We start from the raw sequence: 20,755 nt of genomic DNA, 5'->3' as shown, positions 1-20,755 counted from the left end.
TGATGACCCCTACTAAGCATTTCAAACACTTACTGCCTAAACCTATTGTCTGGACTATTGCCGGTTCGGACAGCGGTGGCGGCGCGGGGATCCAAGCCGACTTGGCCACCATCAACGATTTGGGTGGTCATGGCTGCAGCGTGATTACCACATTAACGGCGCAAAGTTCAGTGGCGGTGGATTTAGTTGAGCCAGTAAGTGAGGCGATGCTGCTCACGCAGCTTTCGACCCTGTTAGCCGATCTACCGCCTCAGGCGATTAAAATTGGTTTACTTGCGGATCAGCAACAATTGCTGTTACTTGCAGATTGGCTCGCGAGCTTTAAAACTCACTATCCGCATGTACCCGTTATTCTCGATCCTGTAATGGTCGCAAGCTGTGGGGATGAACTAGGGGATAGGAGTACGCCACTGGATTTTAGCTGCTTTAAGGGCTTGATTAGTTTAATCACACCCAATGTGAAGGAGTTAGCCAGACTCACATCATTCGCTGATGATCAAATCACTTCGTCAAAAATGACGAAGGCTGATTTTGCCGCTGCGGCAATACAATTAGCTGAGCAATTAGGCTGTAGTGTGCTCGCTAAAGGCGGGGATATTCGTTTTGAGCCACATCTGGCTGAGGACCTGTTGGTGTGCCACGATGTTGCAGGTTGCTCTGAGCTTGATAGTCATGGCCATTTTTGGCTGGTTAGCGATCGTATCGACACCGTTCATAACCATGGTAGTGGCTGCACTTTATCCTCGGCGATTGCCTCGGTGCTGGCCTTTGGCTTTGTATTGCAGGATGCGATAGTGGTCGCTAAGGCTTATGTCAATCAAGGGCTAACCCATGCGGTGGGTGTGGGTCATGGCCCAGGGCCTTTGGCTCGCACTACTTGGCCGCATACATTAACTCAATACCCCAAAATTGTGGCGGTTTGCGCAGATAAACAACCGCAGCCTTATGCGTTTAAACGGCTTTCCGCAGATTTAGGGGTTTACCCTGTGGTTAATAACCTGCTGTTACTGGAGCAATTATTGGCTGCTGGCGTAAAAACTATTCAGCTGAGGGTGAAGTCTGACGCAGGAATTACTGCGGCAGAACTTGAAGCGCAAATTCAAACCGCGATTGCCTTGGGCAAGCATTACAATGCTCAGCTTTTTATCAATGATCATTGGCAATTAGCGATAAAGCATGGGGCATTTGGGGTTCATCTTGGCCAAGAAGATCTCGCTATGGCGGATCTTAACGCCATTCATGGCGCGGGATTGGCGCTTGGCATCTCGAGTCACAGTTATTTTGAGCTGCTGCGTGCCCATCAATATGCGCCATCTTACATCGCCCTTGGGCATATTTTCCCGACGACGACCAAGCAAATGCCGTCGGCTCCCCAAGGATTATTCAAACTAACTCAATATGTTGAGTTGTTAAATGCGCACTATCCCTTAGTGGCAATTGGTGGCATAGGGCCTTCGAATCTTGCCAAAGTCAAAGCCACTGGGGTGAGAAATATTGCCGTGGTGCGGGCGATTACAGAGGCGGATGATCCAACTGCAGCATTGGCCGAGTTGACTCGGACATGGGAGCTGGGCCGATGAGCGCAACCGCACAAAAACGACCATCACTTGATGATAAAGATTTTATTCGTTACTCACGGCAAATTTTCCTTCCTGAAGTGGGTGAAGCGGGACAGCTACAACTGAAACAGTGCCATGTGGTGATTATTGGCTGTGGCGGACTTGGGCTACTGGCCGCGCAGTATCTCGCTTGTGCGGGCATTGGCTCAATCACACTTGTGGATGACGATAGGGTAGAGTTATCCAATTTACCGCGGCAATTACTGTTTAGTGAAGCTGATATTGGTCAGCACAAAGCATTGGTTGCTAAACAAAAATTGGCAGTGCTTGCACCCAATTGTCAGTTATTTGCCTTTGCGCAAATGTTAACCCTTGATTCAGCGGAGAGCTTGCTTGCGCACGTTGCTACAGCTAATCGGCAACAATCAGCTTTACTGCTTGATTGCACCGATAATCTTGCTGCGCGCCATTCTATCAATCAACTGTGTATTGAGCATGCCTTACCTTTAGTAAGTGCGTCTATTGCCGCCTTTAACGGCCAATTGTTTGCGGTTGATCAGCGGCGATTTCCCGCAGGGGGCTGTTATCACTGTGTTTTTCCAAATGATACCTACGCACCACAAAATTGCAGCAACCAGGGTGTGCTAGGTCCGAGTGTCGGCGTGATGGCCTCCATGCAGGCATTACTCGCGATACAACTATTGCTCTCAGCCACCGCTCCCATTTTAGATCACTCAACAAAACCACAAGCCGGAGGAGTGGAGCATCTGCTCGGGCAATTTTGGCGCTTTGATGCTAAGTCGCTGCAATGGCATTCAGCACGTTTGACTCGAGATTCCGAGTGCGAGGTGTGTGCACCTTCTTGGAATGCAAACACCGCTCAGGCTCTCAAATCTGTCCATAAATGAGGTTTGTTGTGATTTTAATTCATCTCAATAATGTTCCCCAGACACTTCAACAACCGCTGAGTTTACAAGCCTTGTTAGAAGCACAAAATATTAGTCAACAATCAGTCGCCTTAGTGCTAAATGAGACCGTAGTGCCAAGGCATAGATGGTCATCAATCCTCTGTCATCATGAGGATAAAATCGATGTGTTTGCCGTGGTCGCAGGAGGTTAATATGTTAACAATTGCAGATGTAGAATTTGAATCGCGATTATTCACTGGCACGGGTAAGTTCAGCTCAAGTCAGCTGATGCTTGAGGCGATAAACGCTTCAAAATCGCAACTTGTCACTATTGCAATGAAAAGAATTGATTTAAAAACTGGGGCCGATGATCTGCTCTCGCCACTTCGGCAAGCGGGCGTGCGGCTCTTACCTAATACCTCGGGAGCGCGTAATGCTAAGGAAGCGATATTTGCCGCTGAACTTGCGCGGGAAATGCTGGGAACACAATGGGTTAAACTTGAAATTCATCCCGATCCAAAATACCTGATGCCCGATGCGGTCGAGACGCTAGCTGCGGCCAAAATCCTCTGTGAACGCGGCTTTATTGTGATGCCTTATGTGCATGCCGATCCCGTACTGTGTCGCCGCTTAGAAGAGGTTGGCTGCGCCGCTGTGATGCCATTAGCAAGCCCAATTGGCACCAATCAGGGGCTGGTGACGGAGCCTTTTATCAAGATGATTATCGAGCAAGCAAGGGTGCCGGTGGTGATTGATGCGGGAATTGGCGCACCATCCCATGCAGCCCACGCGATGGAGTTAGGTGCCGATGCCGTGCTGGTTAACACTGCTATCGCGAGCAGTACTTCTCCCATTCAAATGGCGCAGTGCTTTAAGGATGCGGTGGATTGTGGGCGCCGCGCCTATGAAGCGGGGCTTGGGCGAGTACAAACTCAGGCTGTGCATACCAGCCCGTTAACCGGATTCTTGCAGCAATGAGTTTTGTCGACCAATTTCCCCGTATTGAACGGGATAAGTTATTGCTGGCGTTGTATTCCTGCACTGCCGCTGATGTTGAACGTGCCCTAGTTCAACCTGAAGGCAACTTGCAGAGTCTACTCGCTTTGTTGTCGCCTGCAGCAGAGCACTATATCGAAGAGATGGCGCAGCACTCGGCGGCGCTCACTCGGCAACGCTTTGGGGCCAATATCGGGTTGTACTTACCGCTGTACTTGTCCAATCTTTGCGCTAACGAATGCGATTACTGTGGCTTTAGCATGAGTAATAAACTGAAGCGTAAAGTACTGAATGAACAGGAACTCGCTACCGAAATAGCGATTATAAAATCCCGCGGCTTTGATTCTATCTTGCTGGTGTCGGGTGAGCATGAAACTAAGGTCGGGATGGATTACTTTCAGCGGGTTTTACCTTTAGTAAAACAACAGTTTAGTTATGTGGCGATGGAGGTGCAGCCGCTTGAAGAAACCCATTACCGTAAGCTCGTCGAGCAAGGACTCGATGCGGTGATGGTGTATCAAGAAACCTATCAAGCCGCGACTTATGTTAAACATCATACCCGGGGCAAAAAACAGGACTTCGCCTATCGGCTTGCAACGCCCGATCGCGTTGCCCGTGCGGGTGTCGATAAGATAGGCCTAGGTGTGTTACTAGGATTAGATGACTGGCGGCTTGACGCGTTGATGATGGGCTATCATCTTGATTATTTAGAGCGGCACTATTGGCGCACTCGTTTTAGCATTTCGTTGCCACGTTTGCGACCTTGTACCGGCGGCACAACGCCAAAAGTGCATTTAACCGATCTGGGACTCGTGCAAATGATCTGTGCTTTTAGGCTCTTTAATCAACAACTTGATATCAGTTTATCGACCCGCGAGGCGCCTTCACTTCGGGACAATTTACTGCCACTTGGGATAACGCAAATGAGTGCGGGGAGTTCAACGCAACCAGGTGGTTACCAAGCACCTGACAGCCAGCTCGATCAGTTTGAGATCAGCGATGAGCGAACTGTTGAGCAAGTAATGACTCAAATGCGACTCAAGGGGTTTAATCCCGTCTTTAAAGATTGGGAATCCGCTTGGATTGCACCTAAAATGCGAGTTTAAAAATGTGTTAAAGACGACATTAAAATGCGGTTATAACGGGTGATAAACCTGTACTTTATACTCGGCTTGGTTAATAATTAATCGAGTGTTCACTAGGTGCAGGGATCCCTTTATGCAAATCCAATCAGCTTATGCTTCCGGTCTGCAAGGCTTACAATCGGCCCAATCTGGGCTAACGCAGGCAACGATTGATGTGGCCAAACCTAGCCCAGCGCAAAGCGCGGCACCCACCGAAACCACTAAGGCGGTTGATGAACCCGATAAAACCTCGGCGTTACTGACGGCAAACGAATCATTGAGACAAGGGGAAGCGTCGAGCGAAGTGCTTGAACGTGGTTCTGAGGCCATAGGTTCGATTATTAACATCAAGGTGTAACTATGTCGGTTATGGCGCTTTCATCTCAGGTTGGGGCGCCATCCTCTTCTTTTGTGGGGGCGGATAAGTCTTTAGAACTCAGCAGAGAGGCTAAACCTCATACTGGGCAGACTTATCAAGGTGGTGCAGGTCAAGCGGTTTCGATGTTTGCCGCTCAAACTGTGGGCCTTAACGCTCCCAAACTTGAAGCGAATGGGGCACTTGAACCATCATTGCACAGCCTTAGTCCTGTGATAAACCAAGCTATACCTGCTGGCGCGGTTAAGCCTAGTATATCGTTATTGAGCGGTGGTAATCTATCTAGTCTTTCTCCTAGCATTACTGACACCGGACTCGCTCAAACGGCGATAATGGAATTTGATACTAGTTTAAGTTCTTCTGTTCAGCGTTATTCAAACAATGCGAGTTTTAATCTATTAACGGGTCCACGATCGATTGCGGGAATGAGGGAAGGGCAAATTGCCGCCTCACCAACCACATCAACGCAAGGTGCTGCAATTTTAAGTGCATCGGGTGTGAGCCTCGCTGCTTTCTCGGGGGTGAATAGCACAATCGCAGACAGTACTATATTTGGCAGCGCTATCGGAACAACCATAGGCACCTCAACAGGGTTAACGAACTCATTCCCAGCCTCTTTGATGGGAGAGGTTTTACCTTCATTTGTTACGCCTTCTGTAGACTCCTCCGGTACTAATAGCGGAGCGAGTTCAGTCATGAGTCCTTTTGCGGCAGACATGACGGCGAGCGGAGTCACAGGTATTAATTCAACGGTTAAAACTGTGAACGATGTCACCGGCTCAATCAGTGCATCATCTCCTAGTAGTACCAGCGAGACCGTTTCGCCTAACAGCGGTAAAAAATCCAATCCTAAACAATCCAATCCTAAACAACAGTTTAATGCCATATTTGGTCGATCTGAAACGATAAGTGGACAAACAAATACTGATGAGTCTACCTCCGCGGTGCAAACAAAAGATCAGCAAGTTAAAGATGAACAAACCCAGCAAGCAAGAGAAAAGACCGCACAAGAGCAAAAACAGAAACAACAAGCACTAGCCGCGATTTTTGCGAAAGAGGCTCAACAAGCGCCAGCTCAGCAATCACAGGAGGAAACTAAAACCCGCGAGCAAGAGTTGGCGAAGGAACACATTAAGCAAGCTCAAGAAAAGGTGATTGAACAACATAAAGCGCAAGTGGAAGCATTAAAATCAAGGGATTCAGAAGTGAAAGCCCATGAGCACGCTCATGCGACTGTAGGTGGTCAATACGCGCAAAGTCCAAGTTTTAAATATGAGAAAGGCGCCGATGGGCAGCGCTACGCGACAGACGGTGAAGTACAAATTGATGTTTCCATAGTGCCTGGCGATCCATTAGCAACCATCAATAAGATGAAGCAAGTCTATGCGGCGGCAATGGCGCCAGTCGATCCTTCTTCTGCGGATATTCGTGTGGCCGCAGAAGCGCTTAAAAAAATGAATGAGGCCAGAACCAAGTTAGCTGAGGAGCGTCAGCAACAGGTTGCTGATCAACAAACCACTGAGACGTTGATTGGCGCGCAGGCGCAAATTGAAGGATTGCCACCGCTTAAAGAACGTCAAATCCAAGTAACGGGTGAGGTTGATGCTCAGGGCAATATCGCGGCGCCTCAAGATGAACCTTCATCTCCTGTCACTGACGTGATTGATAAGATTAAGCAAGCCATTACTGCGCAGATTGCGTCAAGTAAAACGTCCGATGCTATTGATGGTACAGCAGTTGATACTACCGATACCATTGAGCCACCCACTGCCACGCTTGCGATTGACTTGCCGCAAGCTGCTGAAGATAACAGCACGCAGCCTTTAACGAATACAGTTGCCTCACTCACTGTGATGACTTCATCTAGCCAAGACTTACTGCAAACAGGCCGTTCTGCGATGCGTTTTTATGGCTCGGTTGCTTTCGCCAATCTTACCAATAGCGATGGTATTAATGTGAGTCGAAGCGGAGTAAACACTCAAGTCGCTGCAGCGATAACCCATTCAGAAGAACCAAAAAATCAGAGTAATAGTGAGCAATCAAGCAAGCTAACTCTAGATTCACCCCATAGCCAAGACACTCGCGGTTTGTTTAATGCTCAAACCTTAGCTTTGCATCGTCCACGTTTTTTAGATGTGAGTGTCTGATCTGTCGCCTAGCGTCAATTCTAAATAATTGTCCCTGTTAATTGCCTACGCTACTTAACCTGAACTCGGGGTAACGAGTGTCGAAAAACCTCAATTTAACAAACTAAATCAACGTCATAAGTGATTATTTTGAAAAGATAAATCTATTTTATGACTGAATGCGCAGATTTTTGCGCATATCAAGGCTCTCTGTTGTACGCCATAGCTCGCTATGGTTGGACCAGAGCAAAGCAGAGAGGCCCGAAAAGATGCCTATTCAGCCGATCGACTTGTCCTTTGATTATTTTAGTTATTCTAGGTGGTGGGGACGTTTCAGGGTTTGTCTGGCAAGCCCTAGCTCTTACTTTCCATCATAAGAGCCTCTCGTCATTTGAGTAGAATAACGGCACATCACTCTTCGTTTCATGAGCAGAGCGTGCGAGAACGAACAAAATTTAATTTCGAAACGTCAACACGCCCTAGAGTAAACAAAGCCGCTTATATCGTATTTGGGGCTTTCACCCCATGGTGTTTCAAAATATAGGACGCAAGCAGTTTAGACGCGGGTCCTTGCTGATCGCGGTTGGGGATAATAAGGCTAAGCATAATGCGCCGTTTCTGGCTGCCCTGCAGGTGTAAACGGACTAATTTACCCGCGGCCAATTCTTCTTGAATAAGGAATGATGGTATCCAACAGAAACCAATCCCTTGATTTAAAATGACTTTAGCCTCATGGAAGTTGGACACGGTCCAGCGCTGCTCGGCCTTTAGCCAGCCGATATCAATGTTAGATTGTACGCCGGTGTCTTTTATGACTAATTGCAGATGCTGTGCTAACAGTTTGTCATCATCTAAGATGCCCATGTCTGCTAAGGGATGGCTCGGATGGCAAACGAGATACAACTCTTGCTCACACAGTGGCTCAGATAAATAGCCTTTGGGTGGAATGCCGGCACAAATCGCGATATCGGCTTTATTTTGTAGAATAAGCTCCTGCGTACCAGTGATCACCGAATCGAGCATAATAATGCGGGTGCCGCGGCTATGGGGCAGAAACTCACTCAGTGCACACACGAGACTGTCCATCGGATAGACAATTTCACGGGCAATAGTGAGTGTGGGTTCCCAGCCTTGTTCAAGATTACTGGCCAGTTGCTCTAATTCATTCACAGATTGAGTGACATGGCGAGAACGTCGCAGTAATACTTCGCCCTGCGTTGTTAAGTAAGCTTTGCGACCACGGACTTCGAGTAATTCTATTCCCAGTTGATGCTGTAACTTTGCTACGGCGTGGTTTAGGGACGATTGGCTCTTATTGAGTTTTTCTGCCGCCTGCGCATAGCCGCCATAATCTACGACAGCCTGCAAAATACGCCATTGCTCAAGGGTGGATTTAGCGCGAGTCATGGAGATCCTAATATTGACCAAGAGGTTTCTAAAAAAACCATAAGTTTCAAGCTATAGTGGCGAGTTATGATCGTTTTTTCAATAAAATCGGCGATTAAGTTGAGAAAACGCTAATCTCAGTGCGTGGCGCAGAAATTATCGCTGATGCAAAATGGATAGGTTAACGCTCGCCAAGTGGCCGTGATAGCGTGTGTAAATCGATAGTATGTGTAAAACGACCATGTTCGTCATCGCGTTAAGCTGCTAAAAACACAATGCTGAGTGGGGTTCTGCCCTCCAGAGACAGGGATAATCCTTTGGATGAGTGATGCAGCATCAACGGGATCGCCAATACTGGCACGCAATTGCTCGCTTAGCGTGAGTGCAGCTTCATTGACCACCAGCAGATTAAAAAGCCCAAGTTTATCTTTACAGTCTTGTGTGGATTGATAGACAAACTTAGCTAATTGCGTTTGCCATAGGGACTGATAATAGAGTGGGCCTTCATTGGCGATCGCCTTGAAACTATATGGATAATCAATTGGTTGTTCCCAATTTTCACCAAAACTCTTATTAAACTCCACTGTTAGATCGGAATAGCTTTGCTGGTTTAAGGACTGGTAAAAGTTAAGAGCCACTTTAGCACGAAAGACGCTAAGTTGTTTCCCATAGGCGTTAGCAAGCCTTTCCCTTTGATTCAAAAATCGCGGGGCAAATGGTGAAAACAGTGCTTCGCGTATCACATTGCCCAGCCAAAGGCTTGGTAACTGATTTGAATCCAGACTTGGGCCTAAGGTATTGTTCAGATAAAAATGGCTTCCACGAGCAAGTGACGTAATGGCATTGGCCAACGCGTTGGTAAAGTGTTCGATATCTTTGTAATTGAATAGCGTTGGATTAAGCTCGAGCGCCTGCTGGCCAAATTGTTGGCCAATCACACTTTGCCTTAGGGTATGTTGATTTGCTTTAGCATGTTGATTACCGATGGCAAGATACACTTCTCCAAGCAATCGCTGCTGGTGGTAAATGCGGATGATCTGTTGCTGCTCTTGAGACGCAGCAGGAGACTCTGTTGATGGAATATGCCTGTCTACCACCTCAACACTCAATCCATACTCACTTAAGATACCAAAGGCTCTTTCGAGCATTTCGCTGGTGTTAAGGCTGATATTTTCGGCACTATCTAATTGCGATAATCTGCGGCCAATATCCCAAGGTGCAACCTGAATCGATTCGGTTTGGCTGTCAAGAAACTGTTTGACCAACGTGGGAGAATAGAGTTGCTGTTTAGCCAAACTGTAACTGGCAAAATCCGCAAAGTGGGCATCATTCGCCATTTGTTGGCGTAATGTCGCAATACGATCCAATGCGAGTTGATTGTGCTCGCGGGTACGGCCTTGATAGGCTTGCCACAGTAACTGTCGACATTGTGGGTCCGGTTGTTTTAATAGGTAACTGGCGATAGTGTCAGAGAAAGCAGGGCTTGCTGTATCTGCGCTATTGTCAACGGCATTAAGTGCGATATTGGCTGTGCTGTTAGACGTCGTCTCTCGCACGAGTTGGCACTGAGTCCCTTGGATCGATAATTGAAACTGCTGACGGCTTAATCCTTGCCGAATTGTGGCCTGCGCCGTGTGTAGCTTCGCTTTATCGAGGGTAGACTGATGTTGCTCAAGTAGCGTTGTTAATTGCTCACCGAGTAAGCGTTGATCTTGGTTCAGATGCTCATTGTTATTCTTATCCGCCGCGTGGGTAAGCTCATCTGCAAGTTGGCGATATTCTGTTTGGATGATAAGGTGGCTTAGTACATCGGCAAGGCGTAATTGGCACTGCAGTAAGCCTTGGCGCTCTTCTCCCGAGAGTGACAAACCTCGGTAGTAGTTGAGTCTGTCATTAATGTTATTAAGCCCTATGGTTTGTTGCTCAAGCACTAAGGCTTTTTCAGAGAGCGTTAAGGCGGGTAAGCTATGCACATTGGCATAATGAATGTAGGCTCTGGCCAAATCGATATTCGGTTGACGCAAACATTGCTCAGCCAATAGCGGCACAGGGCTTGGTGCAGCATACACTGCACCAATGATGGAGGATAAACACCAGCCAAATAAGCTAGCTGCTAATATCGTTTTTTGCATAGGCAAGAGGTTCTGCAACTGTCATTGATTGGGATGACATGGCTTTGACATGCCTAAGTGTATCATGCCCTAGTTTAAATCTTGATTAGGCTGATTTTTCACTGCAATAATTGTTGCACGTTTCGGCGCCGGATATCCCTCGATCGTCTTAGTAATATCGTTAGGGTCAAGATATTCAACCAGTGATTCATTTGGCATCCAATCCGTTCGGCGCTGCTCAGCAAGGGCGGTGACATCGGTATCGACACAACGTATATCGGTGAAATCACACTTTTTAAGCCAGAGCATCAGTGCCGCAACGGATGGAATAAACCAAACGTTATTCATTTTCCCATATCTATCTTGCGGGACGAGTACCGCGTTTTCATCACCATCAATGACTAATGTCTCTAGCACTAATTCTCCACCCATGCGTAACTGATCGCGTAATTGCAACAGGTGATCAATGGGTGAACGTCTGTGATACAAGACGCCCATGGAGAATACAGTATCAAAGGCATCTAATGGCGGCAGTTCTTCAATACCAAGTGGTAACAGGTGCACAGGGTGATTTTCACCAGTTAAGCGTTTTACTGCTTCAAATTGGCATAAAAACAGCGGGGAAGGGTCAATGCCTACAACACGCTTAGCGCCAGCACCTAACATACGCCACATGTGATAGCCGCTTCCGCAACCCACATCGAGTACTGTTCGATTCTGTAGGGGAGAAATATGCGGTATCACCCGATCCCACTTCCAATCGCTGCGCCATTCGGTATCGATATGAATGCCATGAATATGGAATGGACCTTTACGCCAAGGCATAAAGAGTCGCAGTAAATTCTCGAGTTTTTCCTTTTCACCCGGCGTGAGTTGTTCGCCTGTGCCTATCGTGACACTATCAACCAAATCTACTTTGTCAGGGCTAGGATAGTGCAGTTTATTGAGCACTTTTTCCCATTTGGGTAAGTTGCCGTGTTTATGTTCTCTTTGCCATTTGCCAAGGATGGCTGGCAAGGTTTCAAGCCAATGCTGTAAATTGGAATCGGCAATTTGTTGATAAAAGGAACTGAAATTAATCACTTGATGGCCACCATAGAGGCAAAATTAAAACATTGGAACCAGGTACTAAAGTGGCTAAACCCTTGGTGGGTTAAGCGCTGCTGATGGGTACTTAACGTGTCTGGTTTCATGACATTTTCCAGCGCACTGCGTTTTTGACTGATTTCCAGCTCGCTGTAACCATTGGCGCGTTTAAAGTCCAGATGCAGTTCTTCAAGTACACTTTGAATGGGAGCGTCATCAAAGCGGATTTTTTCTGACAACACTAAGAGTCCACCGGGATTTAAGCCTTGATAAATCTTGGCGATTAGTGCATCCCTGTCCTCAGGTGGTAAAAATTGTAGCGTAAAGTTGAGCACCACTAAGGAGGCGTTTTCAATATCAATATCGCGAATATCGCCGCAGATAAGCTCAACCTCAGTATCACTGACATAGGCGTTGAGGTTTTCTTGGCAGCGGACCACCATAGATTCACTATTGTCTACGGCAACAATTCGACAGTCTCTGCCTTGGATCTGGCGACGAATGCTTAACGTGGCAGCCCCTAAAGAGCATCCTAAGTCGTAAACCTGGGTATTAGGTTTTACAAAACGATCCGCAAAATCGCCTATGGTATTGATGATTTGTGTGTAACCAGGCACTGAGCGGCGGATCATGTCACTAAAGACTCCCGCAACCCGGCTATCAAACTGGAAATCGCTAATGTGTTCGCTCGCTTGAGCGTAGATTGTATCTTGGGAAGCGTTCATTTGGGAATGTCTCGAAAATTCAACCCCGCATTTTAACGAATCCCGTTGACTAGCAGCAAGTCTCGGGCTAGTAATTTGCTAGAAATTTCTGTCTAATATGCGACAAATAACAAAGCGTTTACATTGTACATCAGGTACTAGGGACCTCAATTGAAGTTAGTGCTCCAGCTAATTGTGATCCTGTGTTGTGTTCTCTCGAATAGCACAGTTAACGCCGGTCAGGGACAGACAGAATCGCTTATTGTGGTGATGGGAGAAGACAGCTTTCCCTATCAATTTGTAGATAACAACGGCGAAGCGACTGGGTTATTAGTCGATCTTTGGAAGGAGTGGGGTAAACGCACCCATACGCCACTCGTCTTTGTTGCGCGGCACTGGAATGAGTCCCTTGCGCAATTGCAACAGGGAAAAGCGCAAGTGCATATTGGGATGGGCAAAACACCCGAGCGCGAGCAGCGCTTTGATTTTGCTGACGCTATTGTCAACGTCAGCACCTATTTATATCTGCATAAATCCTTGCAAGGCAAAAAAAATATCAAAGAACTGATCCCCTACCAAGTAGGGATTGTGTCCGGATCTTCCCATGAAGCTGAACTGCGCCGCCTCGAACCTAGGTTGGTGTTTAAATACTACCAAAGCCGTGAAACGCTACTTGCGGGTGTTGCGGCAGGTGAGACGGTCGTGTTTGCCGGGCTTGATGGTTATCTGCGCGATCCTGCTTCTAACCAAACGATAGCGGCAAATTACCCCCTCAATATTCGCATCCCTATCAAAGTCATGCAATTTGTTCCGGCTGTAATGAAAGGGAATACCGAATTACTGAATAAAATTAAGGCGGGATTTAATGGTTTTGACCCAAAATTTATTCAACAAACTGAGCGACGCTGGTTAGGTTTTAATGGGCAAAAACCGGGCATTGTGGTAGCTATGCAACTGGGAGTTGAGCCCTTTGTTGATTTAGGTGTTGATGGTTTACCCCATGGTTTTTATGTGGATCTTTGGCGACTATGGTCAGCGAAAACGGGCATTGATATTAATTTTATTTCGGGAGATATGAACGGCACAGTTAACGATGTACGCCAAGGTTTAGCCGATGTCCACATTGGTTATCCCGAAAGTGACGACATGAAAACCGGATTAACTCGTGCTTGGCAACTCTATACGGTGAAGAGTCGGCTGTTTTTATATCAGCAGCAATTAACTGACTTACAGAGTGTGAAAGGCAAGCGTATCGGTGTTGTGCCGACGGCACCTTATTTAGTGTCGCTGCGTAAAGCTCTGCCTGATGTGGCACTTCGCTACTACGACAATATGGATGCCATGGTCGCGGCAGCAAGAGCGGGTGAGATCATCGGGTTTGTGGCTGCGGGGGCTTGGACTTCCCATTATTTACTGCAAAACAAAGCATGGGCCGATTTTCATCAATATCCTGAACTGGAGTTTCCCACAGAGATTTATGTATTAACTCGAAGTGATGACCCTGGGCTGACTCAGCGGATCAGTAATGGATTTCGCAGCATTAGCATGCAGGAATTTGCTGATGTTGAGCAAAAATGGATGCTTAATCCTAAAGACAGGATCTTCAATCAAGCCGAATTGCACGGCATCCAACTTTCAGCCAGTGAACAAGAGTACCTTGCCAGTATAGAAAGGATAAAGCTGGGTTACCTTAAGCAGTGGCCGCCGATGGAGTTTACCGATGAACAAGGTCAATTTGCAGGGATTAATAGCGATATTATCAATATGCTTTCTGAGCAACTAGACCTTAAGATTCAACCCGTTGCCTTTGATGATTGGCAGTCGCTTATTGGTGCATTGCGAGCTGGGGACATTGCTCTGGCGGGCAGTATTGCCCAAACTGCTGATCGGCAAAAGCATATTGTGTTTAGTGATCCCTATTGGCCATCGCCTTGGGGCTTGGTATCACAGCTTGAGCAAGTCTCTGTCTTTAATCTGGCACAATTGGCGGGGCAAAGAGTGGCTGTGGTTGAAGGCTATCATCTTGTTACTCAACTGATGACGCTTCAGCCTTCGCTTAAGCTGGTGCTGGTACCCAACACGCAATCAGGGCTTTTAGCGGTGACTGAAGGCAATGCAGATGTGTTTATTGATAAGGTGGTGACGTTAGCTTCTGAGTTAAAAACGGGACAATATCCTTTACTTAAAATGTCATTATTAAGTGATTTAGCTGATCAGCACAGTCATTTTGGTTTGAATCCGCAATTTAGCTCGTTGGCACCATTAATCAACCGAGTATTAGCGCAGATTGATCAACAAAAGCAACAACAAATTTATTCCCACTGGGTCAGCTTTGCTATTGCCACCGACGATGGACAGTACTTGCGTTGGGTCCGCTATTTATTGTTTGGAGCGCTTGGATTATCTTTGTTGATGGTCGCGGTGTTAGTGGTTAATCGTCGTTTAAAGCGTGAGATAACTCGCCGTATTGCCGCTGAAAAACGTTTGCAACACGTTGCGAGCCATGATGTATTAACTCAGTTGCCTAATCGGGGTTTACTCGATGATAGATTATCGCAGGCATTATTAGCCCATCGTCGCGAACAGAGCCATTTTGCGCTGCTGTTTATTGATTTAGATGGATTTAAACAAGTTAATGATCAGCATGGACATCCAATAGGTGATGCCTTGCTTTTACGCGTGGCCGGGTTACTGACGCAAGCTATTCGCCATTCTGATACAGTGGCACGATTTGGTGGCGATGAATTTGTGATCCTGCTAAATCGTGTGCAAGATCTCGATGCCGCGATCCAAGTTGCTGATAATATTCTGCAGTCACTTTCAGCGCCATTGATTATTGAAGGCGTAACAGTAGAGGTTGCCGTGAGCATCGGTGTGGTGATTTATCCCCGTGATGGCGATACGGCAATTGAATTATTGAAAAAAGCGGATCAGTTAATGTATCAAGCCAAAACGGTGGGTGGCCGTTGTTACCGCGTGGCTTGATGTTTTTTTGAACGTTTATACGCAGATAGTGCGTTCGCCTCTAGTCAAGGGCGTAAAACTGTTTGATACTTCACCGCCTAAAAGTGAAGTACTTTGGTAATCGGCATTATTTGACTATAATGCCGCTTTTATCTCGTTTTGATTATTTCCAAAGCACCGGTTCCCGGATAAAGGATAGAGTTAGATGCGCAGTCATTATTGTGGAGACGTCAATAAGTCTCACGTTGGACAAGAAGTTACCTTGGTAGGTTGGGTTAATCGTAGCCGTGATTTGGGTGGCGTGGTCTTTTTAGATTTAAGAGACAGAGAAGGTCTGGTCCAAGTGGTTTACGATCCAGATTTACCTGAGGTGTTCAATGTGGCTAGCACACTGCGCGCCGAGTTTTGTGTGCAGGTAAAAGGCGTGGTTCGTGCCCGTCCTGATAGCCAAGTTAACGCGCAAATGAAAACTGGCGAAATTGAAGTGTTAGGTAAAGCACTGACTATTATCAACAGCTCTGAGCCGCTGCCGCTGAGCTTAGATAACTATCAAAACAACAGTGAAGAGCAGCGTCTAAAGTACCGTTATTTAGATTTACGTCGCCCAGAAATGGCGCAGCGCTTAATGTTCCGTGCGAAAGTGACCAGTGCTGTGCGTCGTTTCCTCGACTCAAACGGCTTCTTAGATATCGAGACACCGATCCTGACCAAGGCGACGCCTGAAGGTGCCCGTGACTATTTAGTGCCAAGCCGCACTTACAAAGGTCAATTCTTCGCGCTGCCACAATCACCACAGCTGTTTAAACAGCTGCTGATGATGTCAGGCTTTGATCGTTACTATCAAATCGTAAAATGCTTCCGTGACGAAGACTTACGTGCTGACCGTCAGCCAGAATTTACTCAAATCGATATCGAAACCTCATTTATGACGTCTGAGCAAGTGATGGCTAAGACCGAAGAAATGATGCGTGGTCTGTTCCTTGAGATGCTGAACGTCGATTTAGGCGAATTCCCACGTATGACCTATAACGAAGCCATGCGTCGTTTTGGTTCAGATAAGCCCGATTTACGTAACCCATTAGAGCTGGTGGACGTTGCCGATTTACTCAAAAACGTTGAATTTGCGGTATTCTCAGGCCCAGCCAATGACGAAGAAGGCCGTGTTGCGGCGCTGCGTATTCCTGGCGGTGCAAGCCTGTCTCGTAAGCAAATTGACGATTACACTAAATTCGTCGGTATCTACGGTGCCAAGGGCTTAGCGTGGATGAAGCTAAACGATCTGACTCAAGGCTTAGAAGGCATTCAATCGCCTGTGCTTAAGTTCTTGAATGAGAGCATTGTTAACGAAATCATCAGCCGCACTGGCGCACAAACTGGCGATATTATCCTGTTTGGTGCTGATCAAGCGACTGTGGTTGCTGAGTCAATGGGTGCACTGCGTCTTAAAGCCGGTGAAGACTTTAATCTGCTTGAAGGTCAATGGCGTCCACTGTGGGTGGTTGACTTCCCAATGTTTGAGAAGATAAACGGCAGCTTCCACGCAGTTCACCATCCGTTTACCGCACCGCGCGGCGTGACGCCACAAGAGCTAGAAGCCAATCCTGCTAACCGTGTGTCAGATGCCTACGACATGGTATTAAACGGCTGCGAATTAGGTGGTGGTTCGGTACGTATCCACAACCAAGAGATGCAATCTGCGGTATTCCGCATTCTGGGCATTACCGATGAAGAAGCGAAAGAAAAGTTCGGCTTCCTACTCGAAGCGCTACGCTACGGTACGCCACCACATGCGGGTCTGGCATTCGGTTTAGACCGCATCATCATGCTGATGACGGGCGCAAGCTCAATCCGTGATGTGATGGCATTCCCGAAAACCACCACAGCGGCGTGCCCGTTAACCAATGCGCCAGGTTTTGCTAATCCACAACAATTAGCAGAATTAGGCATTGCTGTGGTAAAAACTGCGAAAACTGAAGACTAATCCTTAGCGATTATCGAGTACCGAGGCGTAAGCCTCGGTCTATTTTTATCCCGTCATTTCATTTCTTATCAATATCTGCATTATCGACGTCACTTAATTTGCCGTCATTCACTGTGTAAAGGAACATTGAGTAAAGGCGCCTTATTGGAGGCACCGTCAAGGTTACCTTAGCTATTGATAAGATGTGCAATGGCTATGTGTAGAGGAGAACTCCCATGGCAGGTCATAGTAAGTGGGCCAATATTAAACACCGCAAAGCAGCGCAAGATGCTAAACGCGGTAAACTCTTTACTAAATTTATCCGCGAATTAACGGTTTCGGCCCGTGAAGGCGGCTCCGATCCCGATTCAAACCCACGTCTGCGTATCGCTATCGATAAGGCGCTGGGTGGCAATATGACTCGTGATACCATTGAGCGCGCAATCAAACGCGGTGCAGGCGAGCTTGAAGGGCAACAACTCGAAACCATTATTTACGAAGGTTATGGCCCGGGCGGCACAGCTGTGATGGTCGAAACCATGACAGATAATCGTAACCGTACCGTCAGCGGCGTGCGTAATGCCTTTAGTAAATCGGGTGGGAATTTAGGGACCGATGGCTCGGTTGCCTATTTGTTCACTAAGCGTGGCGTGTTGTCCTATGCGCCGGGCATTGATGAAGATGCCTTAATGGATGCGGCGCTCGAAGCGGGCGCTGAAGATGTGGTGAGTTACGATGATGGCGCTATCGATGTGTTTACTGAACCGACGGAGTTTTACGGGGTAAAAGATGCCCTCGATGCCGCTGGGTTTGTCAGTGATAACGCTGAAATAGCCATGATCGCCTCGACCAAAGCGGAGTTAGATGCCGAGACCGCGGAGAAGTTTATGCGCCTTATCGATACCCTTGAAGAGCATGATGATGTGCAAGAGGTGTATCATAATGCGGAAATCTCCGATGAAATTATGGAGAGTTTGGCTTAAGCCAACTTGTGGAGGCTCAAGTGTTTGCAAGCTAGATACTTGGTAAGACAAAGTGCCTCCTTTGATTGAATGAACGCGAGCAGGTTTTGAGTTGTTCTGAATGGCTCTTTAATCAGTCATGATTTGGCTGAAAGCATATAAAGATACGAATCGACCGATTGACGTAAGGCGCACGCATAAGGAAACAATGGCAATTATTTTAGGTGTTGACCCGGGATCGCGGATCACAGGTTACGGCGTTATCCAATGCCAAGGGCGGCAGCAACTCTATTTAGGCAGTGGCTGTATTCGTACCTCGGGTGATGATTTGCCGTTAAAATTAAAGCAAATCTTTGATGGAATAAGTGAAATTATTCGCCAATATCAACCCGATGAGTTTGCCATTGAACGGGTATTTTTGGCTAAAAATGCCGACTCCGCCTTGAAATTAGGTCAAGCCCGTGGCGCAGCCATTGTCGCTGCAACCGTGGCAAATTTACCTGTTGCAGAATACAGCGCCACCCAGATTAAAAGTGCGGTGGTGGGTACAGGCCGCGCCAAGAAAGAACAAGTGCAGCACATGATCCAGCAATTGCTTAAGCTCCCAGCCGCACCACAGGCTGACGCCGCGGATGCGCTCGGCGTTGCAGTATGTCATTATCACACTAATCAAAGTTTGGTTGCCTTAAGTGGCCGAGCAACAACAAGAACATATGGACGGTACAGATGATAGGTCGTTTACGTGGCGTATTAATTGAAAAACAAGCGCCAGAGGTGTTGATTGATGTGAATGGGGTCGGTTACGAATTACAAATGCCGCTGACCAGTTTTTATGAGCTCCCTGAGCTCAATCAACCGACCACGGTTTATACCCATTTTGTGGTGCGTGAAGATGCCCAGCTGCTGTATGGTTTTATCACCAAACAAGAGCGTTCACTGTTTCGCTTATTGATTAAGGCTAACGGTGTAGGTCCAAAACTCGCCTTAACGATTCTTTCTGGCATGACGGCCAGTGAATTTGTGGGCTGTGTTGAGCGCGATGATATAGTGACACTGGTAAAATTACCCGGTGTTGGTAAAAAGACCGCCGAGCGGTTATTGGTAGAAATGCGCGATAAACTCAAGAGCCTGATGGAGGCGTCAGTGGGCTCCGAGCGTGAGTTTGTGCTGCAGTCGAATTATTCACCTGCACCTATGGTCAACAGTGCTGAAGAGGATGCCATTTCAGCGTTGATCTCCCTCGGCTATAAACCGCCACAGGCGAGCAAAGCGGTTTCAGCAGCCTTTAAAGAAGGCATGGACAGTGAGACCTTAATTAAGGCCGCGTTAAAATCGATGCTCTAAGGCATGGTTTTGATTGAGGCAGTTTATTGCGGTGCGCGATTTTTGCAGCCAAGCAGGCTGCAACTGCAGCAAAATAGCAAGTGCCGCATGCCAAGAATGCAATGCGGTAACAGGAATAGTTAAATGATTGAAGCAGATAGACTGATACAGCCACAGCTGCAAGGTCAAGATGATGTTATCGATAGGGCAATGCGGCCTAAATTGCTCGATGAATACACTGGGCAGGATGATACGCGTGCCCAATTAAAAGTGTTTATTCAAGCGGCGAAGAATCGCGAAGAAGCTTTAGATCATATGTTGATCTACGGCCCACCAGGTTTAGGTAAAACCACCTTGGCGATGATTGTCGCCAATGAAATGGGCGTGAATATCAAATCGACCTCGGGTCCCGTGCTGGAAAAAGCCGGGGATTTAGCGGCGCTGCTGACTAACCTCGAAGCGGGTGATGTACTCTTTATCGATGAAATCCATCGATTAAGTCCGGTGGTTGAGGAGATCCTGTATCCGGCGATGGAAGACTATCAACTGGATATCATGATAGGTGAAGGACCGGCAGCGCGATCCATTAAGCTCGATTTACCGCCGTTTACCTTAGTGGGCGCGACCACGCGCGCAGGAGCCTTAACGTCTCCTTTACGGGCGCGTTTTGGCATTCCACTGCGACTTGAGTTTTATAATGTCAAAGATTTAAGCACCATTGTGACGCGTTCTGCCCAAGTGATGGGCTTAGCGATTGATAGTGAGGGCGCAACTGAAATAGCCAAACGCTCACGCGGTACACCAAGGATTGCCAATCGATTACTCCGGCGGGTGCGTGATTATGCCGAAGTGCAACACGATGGAGCTGTGACTCGACATGTTGCTGAGCTGGCGCTCAATTTACTCGATGTCGATGGCGAAGGCTTTGATTATATGGACCGCAAATTGTTGCTGGCGATTATCGATAAGTTTATGGGTGGACCCGTGGGTCTTGATAACCTCGCTGCAGCAATTGGTGAGGAGCGAGAAACCATTGAAGATGTGCTCGAACCTTTCCTTATTCAACAAGGTTTTATCCAACGCACACCCCGTGGTCGAATAGCCACAGCGAGGGCATATGTGCATTTTGGTATGATAAAACCAGAGTAATCCTCAAATCTCAAATCGCTT

At 47.3% G+C, this 20,755-nt stretch carries 17 protein-coding genes; 13 read left to right on the top strand and 4 right to left on the bottom strand.

The features are described 5' to 3' along the window. Positions 1–2 precede the first annotated feature (2 nt). The 7 genes from thiE (at position 3) to H9J30_RS05330 (ending at position 7,110) form a co-directional block, all read left to right on the top strand. The gene (gene thiE, locus H9J30_RS05360; RefSeq protein WP_240130336.1) at positions 3–1,580 is read left to right on the top strand and encodes a thiamine phosphate synthase; all 1,578 of its coding nucleotides are present in this window, start codon (positions 3–5) and stop codon (positions 1,578–1,580) included. Beyond that, positions 1,577–2,467 (top strand): HesA/MoeB/ThiF family protein, encoded by an 891-nt coding sequence (locus H9J30_RS05355; RefSeq protein WP_240130091.1) that lies wholly within the window; start codon positions 1,577–1,579, stop codon positions 2,465–2,467. The genes thiE and H9J30_RS05355 overlap by 4 nt, the downstream gene beginning before the upstream one ends. A gap of 8 nt (positions 2,468–2,475) precedes the next feature. Then, positions 2,476–2,679, top strand: a complete 204-nt coding sequence (gene thiS / locus H9J30_RS05350; protein WP_240130090.1) for a sulfur carrier protein ThiS — start codon at positions 2,476–2,478, stop codon at positions 2,677–2,679. A 1-nt stretch (position 2,680) separates the two neighbouring features. Then, positions 2,681–3,445 (top strand): thiazole synthase, encoded by a 765-nt coding sequence (locus H9J30_RS05345; RefSeq protein WP_240130089.1) that lies wholly within the window; start codon positions 2,681–2,683, stop codon positions 3,443–3,445. Then, positions 3,442–4,569 carry a 2-iminoacetate synthase ThiH gene (gene thiH / locus H9J30_RS05340; protein WP_240130088.1) on the top strand — a complete coding sequence of 376 codons (1,128 nt, stop codon included), beginning with the start codon at positions 3,442–3,444 and terminating at the stop codon, positions 4,567–4,569. Before H9J30_RS05345 ends, thiH begins: the two co-directional genes overlap by 4 nt. Positions 4,570–4,681: 112 nt before the next feature. After that, entirely contained in the window at positions 4,682–4,945 is a 264-nt protein-coding gene (locus H9J30_RS05335; protein ID WP_240130087.1) for a chemotaxis protein, read from the top strand. A 2-nt stretch (positions 4,946–4,947) separates the two neighbouring features. Continuing rightward, positions 4,948–7,110, top strand: coding sequence for a putative metalloprotease CJM1_0395 family protein (locus H9J30_RS05330; protein ID WP_240130086.1), 2,163 nt, complete (start codon positions 4,948–4,950; stop codon positions 7,108–7,110). Between the two features lie 477 nt (positions 7,111–7,587). Here H9J30_RS05330 and H9J30_RS05325 read toward each other — a convergent pair whose 3' ends face one another. The 4 genes from H9J30_RS05325 to cmoA form a co-directional block, all read right to left on the bottom strand. Beyond that, on the bottom strand, positions 7,588–8,496 hold the full coding sequence (locus H9J30_RS05325; RefSeq protein ID WP_240130085.1) for a LysR family transcriptional regulator: 909 nt from the start codon (positions 8,494–8,496) through the stop codon (positions 7,588–7,590). A 227-nt stretch (positions 8,497–8,723) separates the two neighbouring features. Next, complete coding sequence (locus tag H9J30_RS05320; RefSeq protein ID WP_240130084.1) at positions 8,724–10,607, bottom strand: M3 family metallopeptidase; 1,884 nt, start codon at positions 10,605–10,607, stop codon at positions 8,724–8,726. 69 nt (positions 10,608–10,676) lie between these two features. After that, positions 10,677–11,669, bottom strand: a complete 993-nt coding sequence (gene cmoB / locus H9J30_RS05315; protein ID WP_240130083.1) for a tRNA 5-methoxyuridine(34)/uridine 5-oxyacetic acid(34) synthase CmoB — start codon at positions 11,667–11,669, stop codon at positions 10,677–10,679. Further along, entirely contained in the window at positions 11,666–12,397 is a 732-nt protein-coding gene (gene cmoA / locus H9J30_RS05310) for a carboxy-S-adenosyl-L-methionine synthase CmoA (protein WP_240130082.1), read from the bottom strand. Before cmoA ends, cmoB begins: the two co-directional genes overlap by 4 nt. A gap of 150 nt (positions 12,398–12,547) precedes the next feature. Between cmoA and H9J30_RS05305 the strand changes: the two genes are divergently transcribed. The 6 genes from H9J30_RS05305 (at position 12,548) to ruvB (ending at position 20,734) form a co-directional block, all read left to right on the top strand. Then, the gene (locus H9J30_RS05305; protein WP_240130081.1) at positions 12,548–15,361 is read left to right on the top strand and encodes a transporter substrate-binding domain-containing protein; all 2,814 of its coding nucleotides are present in this window, start codon (positions 12,548–12,550) and stop codon (positions 15,359–15,361) included. 184 nt (positions 15,362–15,545) lie between these two features. Beyond that, positions 15,546–17,321: an aspartate--tRNA ligase gene (gene aspS, locus H9J30_RS05300; protein ID WP_240130080.1), complete on the top strand. Its 1,776-nt coding sequence runs from the start codon at positions 15,546–15,548 to the stop codon at positions 17,319–17,321. 215 nt (positions 17,322–17,536) lie between these two features. Further along, complete coding sequence (locus H9J30_RS05295; RefSeq protein WP_240130079.1) at positions 17,537–18,283, top strand: YebC/PmpR family DNA-binding transcriptional regulator; 747 nt, start codon at positions 17,537–17,539, stop codon at positions 18,281–18,283. A 187-nt stretch (positions 18,284–18,470) separates the two neighbouring features. After that, positions 18,471–18,992 carry a crossover junction endodeoxyribonuclease RuvC gene (gene ruvC / locus H9J30_RS05290; RefSeq protein ID WP_011072406.1) on the top strand — a complete coding sequence of 174 codons (522 nt, stop codon included), beginning with the start codon at positions 18,471–18,473 and terminating at the stop codon, positions 18,990–18,992. After that, on the top strand, positions 18,989–19,606 hold the full coding sequence (ruvA, locus tag H9J30_RS05285) for a Holliday junction branch migration protein RuvA (protein WP_037418847.1): 618 nt from the start codon (positions 18,989–18,991) through the stop codon (positions 19,604–19,606). The genes ruvC and ruvA overlap by 4 nt, the downstream gene beginning before the upstream one ends. Positions 19,607–19,729: 123 nt before the next feature. Beyond that, positions 19,730–20,734: a Holliday junction branch migration DNA helicase RuvB gene (ruvB, locus tag H9J30_RS05280; protein WP_240130078.1), complete on the top strand. Its 1,005-nt coding sequence runs from the start codon at positions 19,730–19,732 to the stop codon at positions 20,732–20,734. The last annotated feature ends 21 nt before the right edge of the window (positions 20,735–20,755 follow it).

Source organism: Shewanella cutis, assembly GCF_022410515.1.
Taxonomy (GTDB): Bacteria; Pseudomonadota; Gammaproteobacteria; order Enterobacterales; family Shewanellaceae; genus Shewanella; species Shewanella cutis.
This window is presented reverse-complemented; position numbering and strand designations above follow the sequence as displayed.